The organism is Bacteroidota bacterium (genome assembly GCA_018692315.1).
In the GTDB taxonomy this organism is placed as follows: Bacteria; Bacteroidota; Bacteroidia; order Bacteroidales; family JABHKC01; genus JABHKC01.
This window is the reverse complement of the sequence record JABHKC010000174.1, coordinates 1-17,979: the sequence shown is the minus strand read 5'-3', so window position 1 is coordinate 17,979 and position 17,979 is coordinate 1. Positions and strand designations below refer to the sequence as shown.

At 30.3% G+C, this 17,979-nt stretch carries 16 protein-coding genes; 10 read left to right on the top strand and 6 right to left on the bottom strand.

Annotated features, from left to right (window positions below):
- Positions 1-206 precede the first annotated feature (206 nt).
- The 5 genes from HN894_13325 (at position 207) to HN894_13305 (ending at position 6,385) form a co-directional block, all read left to right on the top strand.
- Positions 207-572 (top strand): CrcB family protein, encoded by a 366-nt coding sequence (locus HN894_13325; protein MBT7144303.1) that lies wholly within the window; start codon positions 207-209, stop codon positions 570-572.
- 43 nt (positions 573-615) lie between these two features.
- The gene (locus HN894_13320) at positions 616-2,244 is read left to right on the top strand and encodes an alkaline phosphatase family protein (protein ID MBT7144302.1); all 1,629 of its coding nucleotides are present in this window, start codon (positions 616-618) and stop codon (positions 2,242-2,244) included.
- 276 nt (positions 2,245-2,520) lie between these two features.
- A complete protein-coding gene (locus tag HN894_13315; GenBank protein MBT7144301.1) occupies positions 2,521-3,108 on the top strand; it encodes a rhomboid family intramembrane serine protease in 588 nt (195 codons plus the stop codon).
- 51 nt (positions 3,109-3,159) lie between these two features.
- Positions 3,160-5,022 (top strand): putative porin, encoded by a 1,863-nt coding sequence (locus HN894_13310; GenBank protein MBT7144300.1) that lies wholly within the window; start codon positions 3,160-3,162, stop codon positions 5,020-5,022.
- 175 nt (positions 5,023-5,197) lie between these two features.
- Positions 5,198-6,385, top strand: coding sequence for a phosphoglycerate kinase (locus HN894_13305; GenBank protein MBT7144299.1), 1,188 nt, complete (start codon positions 5,198-5,200; stop codon positions 6,383-6,385).
- 53 nt (positions 6,386-6,438) lie between these two features.
- Here the strand turns inward: HN894_13305 and HN894_13300 are convergent, their stop codons facing one another.
- Together HN894_13300 and HN894_13295 are read right to left on the bottom strand one after the other, a co-directional pair.
- Positions 6,439-8,025 carry a hypothetical protein gene (locus HN894_13300; GenBank protein ID MBT7144298.1) on the bottom strand — a complete coding sequence of 529 codons (1,587 nt, stop codon included), beginning with the start codon at positions 8,023-8,025 and terminating at the stop codon, positions 6,439-6,441.
- 112 nt (positions 8,026-8,137) lie between these two features.
- The gene (locus HN894_13295; protein MBT7144297.1) at positions 8,138-8,908 is read right to left on the bottom strand and encodes a TatD family hydrolase; all 771 of its coding nucleotides are present in this window, start codon (positions 8,906-8,908) and stop codon (positions 8,138-8,140) included.
- A gap of 173 nt (positions 8,909-9,081) precedes the next feature.
- On the opposite strand from HN894_13295, the gene HN894_13290 reads away from it, so the two are divergent.
- The gene (locus HN894_13290) at positions 9,082-9,687 is read left to right on the top strand and encodes a sigma-70 family RNA polymerase sigma factor (GenBank protein MBT7144296.1); all 606 of its coding nucleotides are present in this window, start codon (positions 9,082-9,084) and stop codon (positions 9,685-9,687) included.
- A gap of 366 nt (positions 9,688-10,053) precedes the next feature.
- Positions 10,054-12,246 carry a DNA helicase RecQ gene (recQ, locus tag HN894_13285; GenBank protein MBT7144295.1) on the top strand — a complete coding sequence of 731 codons (2,193 nt, stop codon included), beginning with the start codon at positions 10,054-10,056 and terminating at the stop codon, positions 12,244-12,246.
- A 20-nt stretch (positions 12,247-12,266) separates the two neighbouring features.
- On the opposite strand, the gene HN894_13280 is transcribed toward recQ, so the two are convergent.
- Genes HN894_13280 through tsaA form a run of 4 tightly spaced genes read right to left on the bottom strand, consistent with a single transcriptional unit; the run spans position 12,267 to position 15,471 of the window.
- A complete protein-coding gene (locus HN894_13280; GenBank protein ID MBT7144294.1) occupies positions 12,267-13,388 on the bottom strand; it encodes a helix-hairpin-helix domain-containing protein in 1,122 nt (373 codons plus the stop codon).
- Positions 13,389-13,393: 5 nt separating this feature from the next.
- Positions 13,394-13,576: a hypothetical protein gene (locus tag HN894_13275; protein MBT7144293.1), complete on the bottom strand. Its 183-nt coding sequence runs from the start codon at positions 13,574-13,576 to the stop codon at positions 13,394-13,396.
- A gap of 4 nt (positions 13,577-13,580) precedes the next feature.
- On the bottom strand, positions 13,581-14,318 hold the full coding sequence (locus HN894_13270; GenBank protein MBT7144292.1) for a High-affinity nickel transporter: 738 nt from the start codon (positions 14,316-14,318) through the stop codon (positions 13,581-13,583).
- 46 nt (positions 14,319-14,364) lie between these two features.
- Positions 14,365-15,471 (bottom strand): tRNA (N6-threonylcarbamoyladenosine(37)-N6)-methyltransferase TrmO, encoded by a 1,107-nt coding sequence (gene tsaA / locus HN894_13265; protein MBT7144291.1) that lies wholly within the window; start codon positions 15,469-15,471, stop codon positions 14,365-14,367.
- A 237-nt stretch (positions 15,472-15,708) separates the two neighbouring features.
- On the opposite strand from tsaA, the gene HN894_13260 reads away from it, so the two are divergent.
- The 3 genes from HN894_13260 to rnpA all read left to right on the top strand — a co-directional run bounded on the left by HN894_13260 (position 15,709) and on the right by rnpA (position 17,838).
- Positions 15,709-16,086, top strand: a complete 378-nt coding sequence (locus tag HN894_13260) for a DUF4296 domain-containing protein (protein MBT7144290.1) — start codon at positions 15,709-15,711, stop codon at positions 16,084-16,086.
- A gap of 165 nt (positions 16,087-16,251) precedes the next feature.
- Positions 16,252-17,388 (top strand): hybrid sensor histidine kinase/response regulator, encoded by a 1,137-nt coding sequence (locus HN894_13255; GenBank protein ID MBT7144289.1) that lies wholly within the window; start codon positions 16,252-16,254, stop codon positions 17,386-17,388.
- A gap of 84 nt (positions 17,389-17,472) precedes the next feature.
- Positions 17,473-17,838, top strand: a complete 366-nt coding sequence (gene rnpA, locus HN894_13250) for a ribonuclease P protein component (GenBank protein MBT7144288.1) — start codon at positions 17,473-17,475, stop codon at positions 17,836-17,838.
- Positions 17,839-17,979 lie beyond the last annotated feature (141 nt).

The window sequence follows — 17,979 nt, the reverse complement described above, 5'->3', positions numbered from 1 at the left end:
TAGCTAAAAAACAAAAGGAGGTAAAAATGTAAATTCAAATACAAAATCATGACAGCCCTAAAAGCTGAATGGGAAAGCTATATCTAGTATTCTTTATTGAGAATTTGTGACTGGCTGATTATTTTTGTTGCGGAATTACTGATTTTAATAAGGATAAAACAGAAACAAAAAATTATAAATTATATTTGCAAATTTTTAGAAATGATATGCTCAATATTATTGCAATATTTGTTGGTGGTGGTTTCGGAAGTTTAATGCGATTCGGTATTTCAAAAGTTACTACAGGTAATTTTCAAAATATTAATCCTCTCGCAACATTATTGTCAAACATTATAAGTACACTGATTCTTGGGTTATTACTATATTTTATTGGTGAAAAGCTTTTGCAAAATAATGTCTTAAAATCGTTTTTGCTGATTGGTTTTTGCGGTGGATTTAGTACCTTTTCAACCTTTAGCTTCGAAACGTTCGAACTTATAAAAAATGGAAACTATTGGTTCGCTTTTTTCAATATTTTTCTTAGCCTTTTCGTTGCTATAGGAATATTATTTCTCTTATTAAGAAAAATGTAATTAATCTGGAAAAACAGTACAACAAAATATTAACAAATTCCTAATGTCAAAAAGAATCATATTTCTAACAATATTTCTGCTATTAAACCAAATTTTGTTTTCTCAACATAGAATCCCTTCAGAAAAACCAAAACTAATAATCGGGATTGTGGTGGAAGATATGGCATACGATTATATTTTCAGGTTCTGGGATAAATACTCCGAAAGAGGTTTCAAACGCTTGATAAATCAGGGTACTTTATGCAAAAATGTTCATCACAACTATTTGTTTACAAACACTGCGGCTGGACATGCAAGTATTTCGAGTGGATCGTTTCCATCAGCACATGGCATAGTTGGAAGTTTCTGGTACTCACAAAACGAAGAAACAATAATTGATTGCACTTTCGACGAGAATGAAAAAACCATTGGAAGTGAATCAAATTCCGGCAAGAAATCGCCGAAACATATGCTTTCTGAAACATTTGCGGACAGATTAAAACTTGCTAATAATAAAAAGTCGAAAGTCTATAGTATTTCATTAGACGATAAACCTTCGATTCTTTCAGGTGGTCATCTTGCAGATGCTGCGTATTGGTTTGATAATAGCACTGGATTTTGGATATCAAGTTCATTTTATATCGAAAATTTGCCATTGTGGTTAAACGAATTTAACGAAAAACATTTTCCGGATATTTATATAGAGCGTCATTGGAACACTTTATATTCAATCGAAAAATATACCGAAAGCATTGGCGATGATAACCAATATGAAAAAGGATTTGAGGGGGAATTCAAAACTTTTCCTCACAAAATAAATGAATTGAAATCGAAGGATTACGAAATTCTTAAATATACTCCTTATGGAAATACATATACAAAGGATTTTGCCATTGAAACAATTGTGAATGAAGAACTTGGTGATGATAATTTTACCGATTTTATTTCAATAACATTTTCAGCCTCAAAATATATTGCTGAAACATTTGGGATGTATTCTGTTGAAATTGAAGATACATATTTGCGATTAGACAAAGATATTGCTCATTTTCTAAAATTTATAGATGAATATCTCGGGAAACATAATGTAATAGTTTACCTTAGCTCGGACGGAGGATTGGCACCAAATTCCGATTTTAATAAAAATGAAAAACTTCCAGGGAATTTTTTCGACTCAGAAAGAGCAAATCTTTTGCTTAGGGCATATTTGAACGCAAAGTACGGTCATGGACAATGGATAAAAAAGTTTATGAATCAACAAATTTATTTAAATCGAAATTTGATTGAAGATTCAAATATTTCGCTAAAAGATTTTCAGGAGGATGTTTGTCAATTTATTATGCAATTTTCGGGCGTTTCGGCAGTTTCAAATTCTGTGAATCTGCAAAGTGATGCAGCTAATTATCAAGAAGTTGGATATATGAAAAATAGTTATAAAAACAAACGTTCAGGAGATATTTTAATAAAATTGGAAGCTGGCTGGAGCCAAAATAAGCAACATTCTATTTCTCATAATTACGGATACAATTCCGAAACACATGTCCCGTTAATTTGGTATGGGTGGAAAATTAGTCGTTCTACAATTTCAGAACAGATTTCTGTAGTTGATATCGTTCCAACCATTTCATCCCTAATAAATATTTCATGTCCAAATGCTTGTCAGGGAAAAACTATCATTGAACTTTTAAAATAGATAAAAATAGCAAATCAACATTAGAATTATATAAGTATGCAAAACATTTTGGGAGGTGGGAAATTCTATATTCCGCCTATAGTCAAAAATTTACTCATCATCAATGCACTATTTTTTTTGGGTTCTTTAGCTCTTGAAGAATTTGATATTGATGTGGGAAAATTTCTATCATTATATTATTTTGAATCAAGTTTTTTCCGACCATATCAATATATTACGCATATGTTTATGCACGGAAATTTCCAACATATTTTGTTCAATATGTTTGGTTTATGGATGTTCGGTTCGGCTGTTGAACAAACATTGGGAAGCAAAAAATTCATTATTTATTTTTTCATTACAGGAATTGGTGCAGCGTTGCTACATACTCTAATTTTGCATTACAGAATATCATCGGTGCAAGAGGCATTTCTTGCTTTTCAAAATACTCCATCTCCGGAATATTTCAAAATTTTTATGCAAGACAATTTTTCGCAATATTTCGAAATTATTAGTCGAGACGATTATTTCAAAAGCCTTTTTTCCGAATATGCAAAATATCCAGACAATCCTCAATTGGCACAAGGTGCCATTAATTTCATAGATTCAATAATTGGGCAAATTATGGATATACCCACTGTAGGGGCTTCAGGTGCAATTTTTGGAATTGTACTCGCATTTGGAATGTTGTTCCCGAATGCTAAAATGTTTTTTATTTTTGTTCCGTTTCCGATTAAAGCAAAATATTTTGTGATTATATATGGTATTATCGAACTCTATGAAGGTGTTATGAATCAGCCGGGCGATAATGTTGCACATTTTGCACATCTTGGCGGAATGCTTTTTGGGTTTTTATTATTAAAATATTGGAAAACAAAAAATTAGATTTGTCGTTCATTTTTTGTTTTGTAAAATAAATTATAAGAGATTTCTCTATTGAAAAAAAAAATTTCCATATTAATTTTGTTTTTTTGTGTATCGTTTTCGTATGCACAGTGCGATACTGTTGTCGAAAAAGACATAATAGATTCATGGATTCTGATTGATAATTTTTCTGAAAAAGAAATTGTTGAAATGGATACTTTTTTAGAGAATTTTCAAACAATAAATCCGATTTTCAGAAATAGTATATCTAATACTACATTGGGAAATTTTGGGATGGCAAATATTTCAAATGTTTATTTCGACAGAAAACAAAACAATCTATTCTTTTTGCAAGCTTATGACTTATATTTTCTTAATCCGGAGAAAAATGTTTTTTATAACACAAAAAAACCATATACTAACCTAAGTTATGCAAAGTCTGGAGCAAAAGGAAGAGAAGAGGAATTGTTAGAAGTTATTCATACTCAAAATGTTAATCCGTTTTTTAATGTTGGGTTTACCTATAATTTAATATCTTCGATAGGAAAATACAATCGTCAAGAAGTAAAAAACAATTCTTATTCATTATGGACGAGCTACGAAAAAAACAGGTACTCAATTCACGGAAATTGGAATTCAAATAAATTCCGAATTTACGAAAATGGAGGACTTAGCAATGATGAAGATTTCACTAATGGATCTAATACAAGTTTGGAATATATTGATGTGAATTTAGACGATGCAAAATCTGAAATCTTGGACAAAAGTTTGCTGATAGTCCAAAAATATGATTTAGGAAAGACAATTACTGAAATCGGAAAAGACTCTATTGAAAATGATGTATTTGTGAAAAAAAGTACAATAGTTCATAAATTGCAATTAGAGCGAAAAAGCAGACTTTACGAAGATGGAATTGATACAATATTTTATAATAATATTTTTCTTGATTCAATACAGACATACGATTCTGCAGCATTTAAGCTTATGACAAATACTTTTCAATGGAATTTCGAGAAAATGTTTGCAGATAGCACTTCGATATTCTACAATTTTAGTTTGTCTAACAAACTTTCAGATAGTTATTATTATAATGAAAACGAAATACTTAGCTCATCTTTTATTGGAGCATCTGCCAGAAACAATATCTCAAAAAATGTATGGAATATTAATTCTCAATTTTGTTTTGAAGGCTACAATCAGGGCGAATATTTTTTAAATGCAATTTTGATGAGGCGTTTAAATCTCAATTCCGATTCTGCTGTGGTAGCTGTAAAACTAAAATATTCGAATTCAAGTCCCGATTATTTTTTACAAAACTATAATTCAAATTATTTTGGTTGGGCTAACGATTTTGTTACAGAAAAACGACTGAGTTCAAATATTCTTTTTAATATCCCATCTCGATTTTTTAAAATAGGCTTAAACTACGCTTTAATTTCTAATCATATATACTTTAATGAATTAGCAATCCCTGTCCAAAGTAACGATGAAATTTCTATAGTTAGTGCAAATATCGACAAAGCATTTAAATTTTGGCGATTTAAGACAAATCATAAATTTGTTGTTCAATATTCAGATAATAAAGCGATTGCAATTCCTAAATTTGCTACTTACAATTCTATTTTCTATGAACAATTTTTATTGAAAAAAGTTTTAAAAGTTCAATTAGGTGTAGATTTTTACTATAACACAAAATTTTATTCCTATGCATTTATGCCATCGACAAATGTTTTTTATTTGCAAAATGAAAAATTGATTGGAGAGCATCCTTATTTCGATATTTTTCTAAACATTAAATTAAAAACCGTAAGATTTTTCCTAAAGTATTCTCATATAAATTCGGAAATCAGCAAATTAGATTATTTTTCGGCTCTTCATTATCCATTAAATCCGATGACGTTCAAGTCTGGATTATCATGGACATTTTATGATTAATAAAGGAATCTATTTTTATCTACATTAAAAATTTCCTCAACACTCAAAGCTGCAGAGAATAATCACTACAAAAATACTTCATTGTGTTTTTGTTGAGCTTTATGCTTTAAACTCAAAATTAGTTTTATACTTTTGTAAAAAAGAACAATATTATTTAATTAGAAATAGAGATAAAATGATTGATATTAATACTTTTAATTTTTCAGGAAAACGAGCAATAATCAGAGTAGATTTTAATGTTCCATTGAACGACAAATTTGAAATTACTGATGATACACGCATTAGAGCAGCATTGCCAACTATTAAAAAAATTATTTCAGATGGTGGTTCAGTAATTCTAATGTCTCATCTGGGAAGGCCAAAAACTGGATTTGAGGAAAAATTCTCGCTTCGTAATTTAGTCGCTTATCTTTCTAAATTGCTTGAACAAGAGGTAAAATTTGCCAGCGATTGTATTGGCGAAATTCCTGAAAAAATGGCAAAAGAATTAAAATCGGGAGAAATTTTGTTACTCGAAAATCTAAGATTTTACAAAGAAGAAACTAAAGGCGATGTTGAATTTGCAAAGAAACTTTCGGAACTGGCTGATGTGTATGTGAACGATGCATTTGGAACTGCTCATCGTGCTCACGCTTCAACAACAATTATTGCCAAATTTTTTCGAGAAAACAAACTTTTCGGTTTTGTGATAAAGAATGAATTAGAAAGTATTGGACAAGTTTTAAATAAATCAAAACGTCCATTTACAGCTATTTTGGGAGGTGCAAAAGTTTCATCGAAAATTACAATAATTGAAAATCTTCTTCCGAAAGTTGATAATTTGATAATTGGCGGAGGTATGACTTTCACTTTTATTAAGGCAATGGGAGGAAATATTGGAGCTTCTCTTATTGAAAATGATTATTTGGAAATGGCAAGAGATATTTTGTCGAAAGCTAAGGAAAAAAATGTTAAAATTGCTCTGCCTGTAGATGCCGTAATTGCCGACAAATTTGATAATAATGCAAATAGAGAATTTTGTGAAATTCACGAAATAAAACCTGAATGGATGGGTCTTGATATTGGAAATGAAAGTATATCAAATTTTTCTGAGATCATTGAAAACTCAGAGACTATTTTATGGAACGGTCCAATGGGAGTTTTTGAAATGGAAAATTTCAGTTATGGTACCAAAAAAATAGCCGATGCAATTGTTTCTGCAACAGAAAAAGGAGCATTTTCCTTGATTGGAGGTGGCGATTCGGTAGCTGCAATCAACAAATATAATCTTGCAGATAAAGTAAGTTATGTCTCAACCGGAGGCGGCGCTTTGCTTGAATATATTGAAGGGAAAGAGTTACCGGGTATTAAAGCTATTCTTTAGTTAGTAATTTCAGTCGGTAGAATTTTTTAGTCTGCCGACTGAAATCATTGCTATTATTCAAACATAAAATTTCCCCAGCGATATTTTTTACCTTCTTGTCCATAAATAACATATCCATCTCCAGTATCTAAAAATAATCTTGGGCATAATGAAGTTTTTTTGTCTCCGCTATGAAACATGTATGCTTTGTCAATAGTGCCATCATTGTATAAGGTAATCATATTCGCTAATCCGCTTGGGCTTAAACTTACATTATTTTTTAAAATTTTCATTTTAGTTCTGTCCTTTTGTTTGAAATTTTTCGGATGGTCGTTAAACATTACCTTCACTTTGTTTACATCCGAAATTGCAATAAAAGAGCTGTAATATCCATTGTCGTTTGTACTAAATTGCGATTTTGGAATTCGTGAAACCCATAACATCTGATCTTCTTCGCTAACATTTGCAGCAATTATGTCGCCATAATGGTGGTAATAGTTAATTACTTCCTTTTTTGTTTTAGGATCAACAATTTTAGTTGTTGTTACATAATATTGTTCCCATAGTAAAACCAATCCCGAGCTATGCAAAAACATTGCTCTGCCTGGACTGTAGCTGAAAAATTGTTCTGCATTTTCGCCATTTCGTTCTTCAGAAAACTCGGCAACAAATTTTCTATCTTTAGAGAAATCTCTATACTTTGTCAATGAGATTTTTTCATAGCGTGGGATTAACTTTTGATAAAAAATTCCTGTAAAAATATTGTCAGATTTTTTTGTGGCAAAACCAAAAAGCAAAACCTCTTCATCCTCATTTATTTCAAACGAAAGATTTGATGGGAAATATTTTTGAACCAGAATTTTATAATCTTGTAGATCATCTTTTTTCTTATTGAAAACGTGCATATAGTATTCATATAATACTCGCGGTTTCCTGCCTCCTGCCGAAGTTCTTGTCCTTCTTTTTTTCTTTCCTGCAGGTTCTACTTTTAGTGATAAATAAATATTTCCACTTTTACCTACTTTATAGTCTAACACTTCAAACTTTCTGTTTTCGTATGGCAGAACTAAACTTTTATTAAAAACTATGTTCAATTCCGAATCTACATATTTGAAAATATATGGTTCGCCGGTATATACATTATAAATATTGTGATAATGAACAATAATCAAAGATTTGTCGTGCGAATAAGAAAATTCCATTCCTGGATCTTCTTCAGTACCTATCGAAATTTCTCCAATAAGTTTTGGATCGCTTAAGGGACCTCCGTTTTCATCAACAATGTGAGCATAGGTTTTTTTCATCATGATAATATCATCTATCACTGATGAAAACAAAACAAGTTTGCCATTCAGATAGAAAATGTCATCAAAAACAGAAGGTTTGTTGTATATTAATGGCATTTTAAGTTCCGAAGATGATTCTTCGAGCATAGTTGTTGTAGAAAAGCCTTTCAAAACTACCATATCGTTGTTCGATACTTTTACTTTTGGTCTCTGAACTACATAAAGAAGCTCGTCATCGCTACCAATTATTTTTTGGAAATTGGTTTTACGAGGCATATCCTTATATGGTCCCCACTCAATTTCTAAAGTTTGAGCAAACATGTTGCTTAAGATAAAAACAAACAAAACTGAAAGCAGAAGAATTTTATTTTTCATGATTATCATTATTAAATTATTTTTTTACAATTTTATATATTTAGAACAAAATCAAGTAAAGCTTTATTATACACTATTATATTGATTAAAATTTCTGCGAATATTAACAATATTAATTAAAATTAAAAATATCTCTTACATTGTTTGAAGTTATTTGAGCAATTTCTTCTACTTTCATATTATAAATCTCAGAAAGTTTTTTTGCTATATATATAAGGTATGTTGGTTCGTTTCTTTTTCCTCGTTTCGGAACTGGAGTTAAATATGGTGAATCTGTTTCAAGTACAATATTGCTTAAATCAATTTCTCGTACTGTGTCTGCCAAACCCGAATTTTTATATGTTACCACTCCGCCAATACCAATCTTAAAACCTAAATCAATTATTTTTTCAGCTTGTTCAACACTTCCCGAAAAAGCATGAAAAATACCTGAAAGCTTACCTTTGCCATAACTTTCTAAAATTTCATAAACCTCATTAAACGAATCTCGTGAATGAATTACTACAGGTAAATTATTCAATAAAGCTAATTCAAGCTGGGTTTTTAAAGCAAATTTCTGTTCTTCAATAAAAGTTTTGTCCCAATATAAGTCTATTCCTATCTCGCCAATTGCAATGAATTTATGTTCTGAAAGGACTTTTTCTACAACTTTTAACTCAAATTCAAAATCTTCTTCAACTGAAGTTGGATGCAAGCCAATCATTGGAAAACAAATTTTTGGAAATTGCTTTGATACATTGAACATATCGTCTATAGAAGAGCTATCAATATTGGGAAGAAAAATATATTTAACACCTTGTTTTGCTGCCCGATTCACAACTTCTTTTACATCGTTTTTGAAATGCTTTAAGTATATATGAGAATGTGTATCAATAAAATACATCTATTATTTGATTAGTAATTCAGTAAAAGAAAACAGATGTCAAAGTTAAAATATAATTCTTTTTAAACGAATTACTGTTTGATATTTTCTGAGAATAATTGGTTGTCAAAATTCTATCGCAAATATTTTTGTATATTCGCTTTTTTTATTGATAAAAAATTTACGATTGATTGATGGAAAAAAATCCTAATCTTTCTGATAAAGCAAAGTTCGATTACAATTTAGTTTTGATGGCCAAAGATGGCGATCAGAAAGCCTACGCTGAATTATTGCAACGTTACAGAGATTCAATATACTATATGCTTCTTAAAATGGTGAACAACAAAAGCGATGCAGACGATCTCACTATTGAAGCATTTGGGAAAGCATTTAAAAGTATTCATCAATATTCACCTAGCTATGCATTCAGCACATGGCTTTTTAAAATAGCAACTAATAATTGCATAGATTTCTTAAGAAAAAAGAAAGGTCCTCATATCTCTATAGATCAGACTGGTGATGATAAAGACTATGAACCAAAAATTGTTTTAGAAGCAAATGTTAATGACCCTGAAGAAGAGCTAATAAAAAAGCAAAAAGCAATATTAATGAAAACTGTTGTTCAGAAACTTAAACCTCGATACCGACAGTTGATTGAACTTCGATATTTTAAAGAGTTTTCATATGAAGAAATTGCCGACGAATTAGAATTGCCCATAGGAACAGTTAAAGCTCAGTTGTTTAGGGCAAGAGAATTGCTTTCTAATATCTTAAAAAATAGCAATTTGAAATACAAATAGTTGCATAAATTAATAAATTTTTCATTTTTGCTTTTTTATTAAACCCACATTCACTATTTGCTCAATATGTTAATACTAAATTAATTGAAATTAATTTTGGTATTTTTTTGCTTAAAGAAATTAGTTTTATCTAAAATGCAGCTATTTTTTCTTTGGCTAAAACGTATGAAAGGCAATTTTTAAATTTTGTAATAAAATTGATATTCAGTAAAACCACTCAAAACAGCACTATATAAAGGAAAATTGACCTTGAGAAATTTTTTTTGAAAAAAAATTAATTCAGTCATATAATTAATTTAGAATTGTTATATTTGTTTTACAGTTTTATAAAATAAACAAAAGAGAGATTTTAATTGTTATCAGCAAATGGGTAAAAAGAAAGATATTTCATTGTACAAGTATTTGAAAAAATATTTTGGATTTGATAAGTTTAAGGGAAACCAAAAAAAGATAATAGAAAATGTTTTAGCAAATAGAGATTCTTTTGTTCTTATGCCAACAGGTGGGGGTAAATCCCTTTGTTATCAGTTACCGGCTATGATTAGAGAAGGTACAGCCATAATTATTTCCCCGCTGATAGCTTTAATGAAAAATCAAGTTGATGCTATGAGAAGCTTTAGTATGGATGATGGAATTGCTCATTTCTATAATTCTTCACTTACAAAAGCTGCGGTTGTTACCGTAAAAGAAGATGTTATAGCCGGAAAAACCAAACTATTATATGTTGCTCCCGAATCTCTAACAAAGGAGGATAATATTCTTTTTTTACAACAAATCAAAATCTCTTTTTATGCTGTAGATGAGGCACATTGTATTTCTGAATGGGGACACGATTTTAGACCAGAATACCGTAAAATTCGTCCAATAATTGAAAGAATAGGACAAGCTCCTGTAATTGCTCTTACAGCAACAGCAACACCAAAAGTGCAACACGACATACAAAAAAATCTTGGAATGTTGAAAGCAAATGTTTTTATTTCATCCTTCAACAGGCCTAATTTATATTATGAAATACGACCAAAAGTTAATGCATCAAAAGAAATAATAAAATTTATCAGACAACATTCTGGAAAGTCTGGAATAATTTATTGCTTAAGCAGAAAAAAAGTTGAAGAACTTGCAGAAACATTACAAGTGAACGGAATAAAAGCCCTTCCATATCATGCTGGTATGGATTCTACTACAAGAACTGGCAATCAAGACAGTTTCTTGATGGAAGTAGTTGATGTAATTGTTGCAACTATTGCTTTCGGAATGGGAATTGACAAACCAGACGTTCGATATGTTATTCATTATGATATTCCGAAAAGTCTCGAAGGCTATTATCAAGAAACCGGAAGGTCTGGCCGCGATGGTGGCGAAGGAAAATGTATAACTTTTTATAGCTATAAAGATATTCAGAAATTAGAAAAATTTATGCAAGGAAAACCTGTTGCAGAACAGGAGATTGGCAAGCAATTGCTTCTCGAAACTGTTGCATATGCAGAATCTTCTATTTGTCGAAGAAGGTTGCTCCTACATTATTTTGGCGAAATTTATAAAAGAGATAATTGCGAATCTTGCGATAATTGCTTGAATCCTAAAACTTTATTTGAAGGAAAAGATTATGTTGTTCAGTCATTAGAGGCAATACTTGAAGTTAAAGAAAAATTCAAAGCCGAACATATTGCAAATATTCTGTCAGGAAATATAACAGCTGCAGTAAAATCATATAAGCACCATTTATTAGAAATATTTGGTTCAGGAAGAGAAAATGATGTTAAATTTTGGAATGCTGTATTTCGCCAATCTATGGTAGCACGTTTAATTACCAAAGATATTGAAAACTATGGGCTTCTAAAATTGACGAAAGAAGGAAAATTATATCTTGACGATCCTAAATCTTTCATGCTATCGAAAGATCACGAATATGAAGATTCCGATGATGGTTATGTTCAAGGCGTTGGAGGAGGTTCAGGAGCAGTAGATCCTGAATTGTTTGCATTATTGAAAGACCTTAGACGTCAAATCTCAAAATCAAAAGGATTACCTCCTTTTGTAATTTTTCAAGATCCATCCTTAGAAGATATGGCTATTCAATATCCTATCACTATGGACGAAATGAAAAATATTTCAGGTGTAGGTTCCGGAAAAGCACTTCGTTATGGCAAGGAGTTTATCGATTTGATAAAAAAACATGTCGAAAACAACGAAATTGAACGACCTCAGGATATGGTTGTAAAATCTGTAGTTAACAAATCCGGCATGAAAGTTTTTATCATTCAGAGCATCGACAGAAAATTGCCTTTAGATGATATTGCCAATGCCAAAGGGCTGGAAATGATAGATTTAATTAAAGAAATTGAAGTAATCGTAAATTCAGGGACAAAACTTAATATAGATTATTACATAAACAGTGTAATTGATGAAGACAAAAAGGCTGATATTTATGAATATTTCAAGGAAGAAGCTGAAACAGAATCGATTGAAGCTGCCATTGATGAACTTGGAGAAGCAGAATATTCCGAAGAAGACATCAGATTAGTAAGAATTATGTTTATGTCTGAAATGGGAAATTAGCAGAACTCTTTAAAATATTCCTATTCTATAGCTAAATAATGCCTAAGCTTTTCGAAAGTATTTTCTGAAACAACTGTTTTTTCTCTGAGAACATGAATATTTTTGAAGCTGCCATTTTTTGCCCTGAATTTGATGATTGATTTTGCATCTTTATAATTCAAATATGGATGTTTTTCAAGCTCTGCCTTACTTGCAAAATTTATATTAATCAATTTTATCAAACTTGTATCGACAAATATTTTGGTTTTCAATCTGATATATGTAGCTTCGGTAATTCCATAAACTTCTTTTAGTTGGTCTGTTTCATAGAATCCGCCTAACATATCTCTATATTTTAATATCCGAACTGATAGAATCTTACCAATGCCATTTAAACTTTCAAGATTTGCAGAATCAGCTGAATTTAATTCCACTTCAATAATTTTACGAGATAGCTGACTTTCGTTATATTCCTTATTTTTTTGATTTATTTGCGTAGTATCAATAAAGTGAATATAAGGTTTAAGTTTTGCAAAAAAATTATCAGTTATTCCATATATTTTCTTCAGATCTTCCTTTTTATAAAATTTTCCACCACTGGTTCTATACTTTAAATATGTTTTGGCTACTTTATCAGAAAATCCTAATTTCATCAAGTTTTGATAGTCAATTGTATTTGGATCAAAATAAAAAAGAGAATCAGATTTTTCAACTACAGTTTTTTTATTCTCAGATGTATGATATTGTTTCTTTTGTGGAATTTCGATATATGATTTCAAAAATTCATATTGGATTGAACTTATGCCATAAATTTTCTTAAAATCTTCTTTTTTGTAGAATTTGCCGCTTTTTTTCCTGTAATTATTTATAGTTTTCACTACTTTTTTATTGAAACCAAATAATTCTAAACTGTCAATAGAAATCGTATTAGGGTTGAATTTAAATGGGTTGAATTTTTCGTTATTAGTAGATGAGATTGGCTTTCTTATTAGAGATTCTTCAAATTCCAAAATTTGGGTCTCATATTCCGAATAATCATATATTTCTTCTTCTGCAAAAAATGAAAACAGTTTTGTAGCAGAGTAAATAACTATAATTAAAAATAGTATAACAAATATTCCATTTCTTTCTCGACGAGAAAATGAAAACAAATCTTTCCACATGTTTTTTAGTTTATTACTCCTTTTTCACCAATTAAAAAGCCTTTTGAATTTTTTTGGGTTTTGACGATATTTTTTCCTTCACAGGCACTTAGTCCGATCCATTTACAATTTTTACAAAAAGAAAGTCCATTAATTTGAACTCCCCAACATTCGTCGGAAGATAATTTCGAAGTATCTATTTTGCGCATAATTTTAGAAAGTATTAATAATCCATAATATTCCTACTGCAATAGCCAATATTCCACTTGCAGTTTTTAAAGCCTTGAAATTAAAAGTTTTATCTTTTTTTGAACTTTTAAATGCTACATATCCAATTATCATTGAAAAGCCTACCATTGCCATGATTGTCCCAATTCCGAAGCCAAATAAATACGAGCCAGCTTCGTAGTTAGACGGTAAAGCAAGCGTTGGCAAGATAGCCAAAAGGTGAGAAACTCCAGCTAAGCCATGAAAAATTCCTATTAAAAATGAAGATAAACTTGCATTTCTTCCCTCTTTTGTATGGCCATGTTTGTGGTTTTGGTTTTCTTCGTGCGAATGATCGTGGACATGAACATAAGTGTTTGGTTTTGTGTGAATATGTGGATGAGAATGCGATTTGTTGAATTTACTATAATATGTTCTAACAATTGCCCAAGTACCTATCAAAATTAATATTACTCCTACTAATTGTTCGCTGATTGCAGAAATTTTTTCAACAGGCAGTATTTCTCTGAAAAAATAGAATAAAATGCCTATAATCAAAATTCCTAATGTGTGTCCAATGCCCCAATAAAAACCTACTAACCACGACCTTTTTTGTCTATCTACTGCCAAAGGTGTTACGGCAGCAAGATGGTCTGGTCCGGAAACTACATGAACCATACTTGATAAAAGCCCTGTAAAAAATGTTGCAAATATTTCAATTGAAATTATTGTAGAGAAATACATATGGGATTTTTTTGGTTAAAAATTTTGATAATATATATAATTGATTCTATTTTTCTGTCTTTTTGCAAGAAATACCAAAACCATCTAATTGATAATATTCAGAATTTGAGCATTCTATGCAGTACTTTTTGTTTTGCTGATCAGTGGTTCTCGATGACATTATACTTTCTGAACAGTCCTCGCAAACAAAACTTTCGTGAACCGGAGCATAATCCGGTATTGAAATTTCTACTTTTTTTGTGTCAAAAAGTTTGTCAGAGCTTACTTCCAATGATGCAAATGCTTTCTGAATACCCTGAGTTTTGAAGTTTGCAATTTCCTCTTGATTTTGGCTACGATTTTTAATAACTTTTTCATAACTTTCAGAAAATTCAGGGACCAGACTTCGTAAAATATCTCGTGCTTCAGGCTTAACTAAAATACGAACGGCTATGCCATTTCGCTTAGCCAGCGTGAACGCTTGTTTCCCTATATCTTTGAAAATTAATGAATTATTTCCAAAAGTGCAGCCAGTAACAAATTGAATCCCATCAGAAAAGCAATTATTATTTTCAACAATTGCCAATAAATTTTCTAATCCGGCAGACTCTTCTCTTATCTCGTGCATTGCAATTGTAGCTGCCAAAACTCCTAATGCCAGCCCAGTGCAATAATGTCCATGAATTTGTCCGGCTTTCAACAAAAGTTCCTTGGTTTCGTTTGCCCAAATATGAGCCATTATCTCAATTCTTGGGTTCGATTTTAAAATGTTTGTTTGAATTTGTGTTTTATTATCTTCAAAAATTCTGTTGTCGATTGCTTTAATATCTAAAACCGGTGTATTATCAAGCGCATCCAAGCCTGTAACTATTAATAATTTCCCTTTTCTTTCTATAAGTTTTACAATAGTTATCCCTATTGAACTTGGCCTTCGTGGGCTTCTCGATGCAAAAACTCCTTTATATTCTCCGGAGAATGTATGAAGCTGTAAATCATAATTTTTTGCTCTGTCGAACAAAAATACTATTTCTATAAATTCGGAATCTTCAATTTTAAACAAACCATCAAGAAATTCATCTTCAACAACAATAATGCTTTCATGTTTTTTCATTTCAGCAGTGTTGGCAGATTCCTTAAATTTACTTTTCACAACTCCTATTTGCCTGATATTCATACAATTTGTTTTGTCAAAAAAATGTCAAATATTATGCAAAAGTAAATCTAAATTTTCTATTTCTTAATGACATTTCTCAGCAAATATCTTAAGTTTATTTTCAGTTTATGATTCAGAATAAGTAATGAACAAAATCTTTTGTTATGAAAAAATCATGCTCATTTAAATTTTTTCTATATTGATTGAAGTTTATACTTTTACATTTTTAAATTTCAAATTTGATAATAATTGAGTTATATGATAAAAATATTGAGCAAACTGATATTAGTAAATTTTGCAATTCTTTTGTTTTCGTGCAATTCTTCAGAAGAGTCAATACCAAATAATATTATCAATGTTGAAAAAATAGTTCCATTAATTGTTGATATACATATTTCTGACGGGATTTTGGTTTCGAAACAACAAAAAAGTAGAAAATCCAAATTCGAATATAAAGATTATCATGATGTACTTTTTCTAAAACACAATGTTACTAAAAGTCAATTCGATTCGAGCATTGCTTTTTATTCTTATAATTTAAATATTTATGAAGATATTTACGAAAAAGTTATGAATGAACTCAGGAAAAGAGAGGCAGAATTGAAAAAAAGCATTTTACAAAAGGCTAAAAATTAGTTTTAATAATAATATAGAAGGACCTAAGTAGCTTATAATGAATATGCAAAAAAAGTATTGATTGCATTTATTTAAATAATATCTAATTTTAGAGCTATTATAATTTGAATATTATTATATTAGCTTACTGAAATAATTATGAAAGAATTTATAAAGGAATTTAGAATGAAAAGGTACAAAATTTTGCTTGTTGACGACAATGAAGCAAACCTGAATACGGTTTTTAACATAATAAATGCCAGTGATGAACCATATGATTTAATTCAGGCGAACAGTGGCAGAGTTGCATGTAATATTGCTTTTGAAGAAGATATTGATTTGATAATTATGGATTGGGATATGCCAGCCATGACCGGGATCGAAGCTCTTAAAATCCTGAAAGAAGATAAAAGGACCAAACATATTCCTGTGATTATGTTTACTGGTGTGATGACAACTTCTGAAAATTTAATGACTGCCCTCGATGCAGGAGCTGTCGATTATATTAGAAAGCCAATAGATAAAATTGAATTAATTGCTCGAATTCGTTCAATGCTCACCCTCGCTGAAAGTTTTAAGAAAATTGAGAGACAAAAAAAGCAGATTTCAGAACAAAATATTGACCTGAAAAAAATGAACGAAACAAAAGATAAATTCTTTTCAATAATTGCCCACGATCTGAAAAGTCCATTTAATGCCTTGCTCGGGTTTGCCGATATGTTAAATAATCAGCTTGCAGAACTTTCGGCTTCAGAACTGAAGCATATTGTCAAAATAATGCATAAATCTGCGCACAATGCCTTCAAACTAATCGAAAATTTATTGGAATGGGCTAAGATGCAAACTGGCTCTATAAACTTCACCCCCAGAATTATAAATGTCAATGTTATTGTAAATTCGGTGGTACAGCTTATGCAAATGCAAGCTAGTTTTAAAAAGATAAAAATTATTAACAATATTTTGCCAAACACAAAAGTTCATGCAGATACTTATATGGTTGAGAGTGTTTTAAGGAATTTGATTACAAATTCTATAAAATATACTCATCAAGGAGGCCAGATTTATATAAATTCTACTTTAGACAATAATTTCTTAGAAATTGCCATTACAGATACCGGAGTTGGAATACGAAAAGAAGATATTAATAAGCTTTTTAAAATAAATGAAAAACATAGGTCGTTTGGTACTGAAAATGAAGAAGGTTCAGGAATTGGGTTGATTCTTTGTAAAGAATTTATTAATAAAAATGGAGGAGAAATTTGGGTTGAAAGCGAAATTGATAAAGGAAGTAGCTTCAAATTTACGCTACCTTTAATTTCCTGAACCAGATATATAAGCTGAGGATTTTTGCCAAACATTAGACAAAATAAATCTTCTTTGGCTTTTCAATTGTAAAATATTTACAAAATGAGCTTTACTTTTAAAAAGGAAGAGCGGCTGTGCAGCAAAAAAAGAATTAATGAATTGTTTGCTATCAACAATTCATTTTTTTTATATCCTTATAAATTTGTTTGGAGTACAGCAAATAGCAATAAAAATTATCCAATGCAAATTGCTATTTCTGTTTCAAAAAAAAGATATAAAAAAGCTGTAGATAGAAATTTGATAAAACGCAGAATTCGAGAAGTTTATCGATTAAATAAGCATATTAGTTACAAATCTTTGAACGAAAGAAACACTCAAATTTCAGCTATGTTAATCTATGTAGGAAAAGAAATTTATGACAGTTCGTTTCTTGAAAAAAAAATGAAGAAACTCTTAGAGAAAATCTAAGCTGAATAATTCATAAATATTTCTACTACAAGCCCAAACTGCACATCATCTTTGACCGTCCTCAATTTTTATTCCATCAAAATAGCTCGCTATTACTCAAAAATAAAAATCTGTGGTAGTTCAAATCTGACACACATTTTG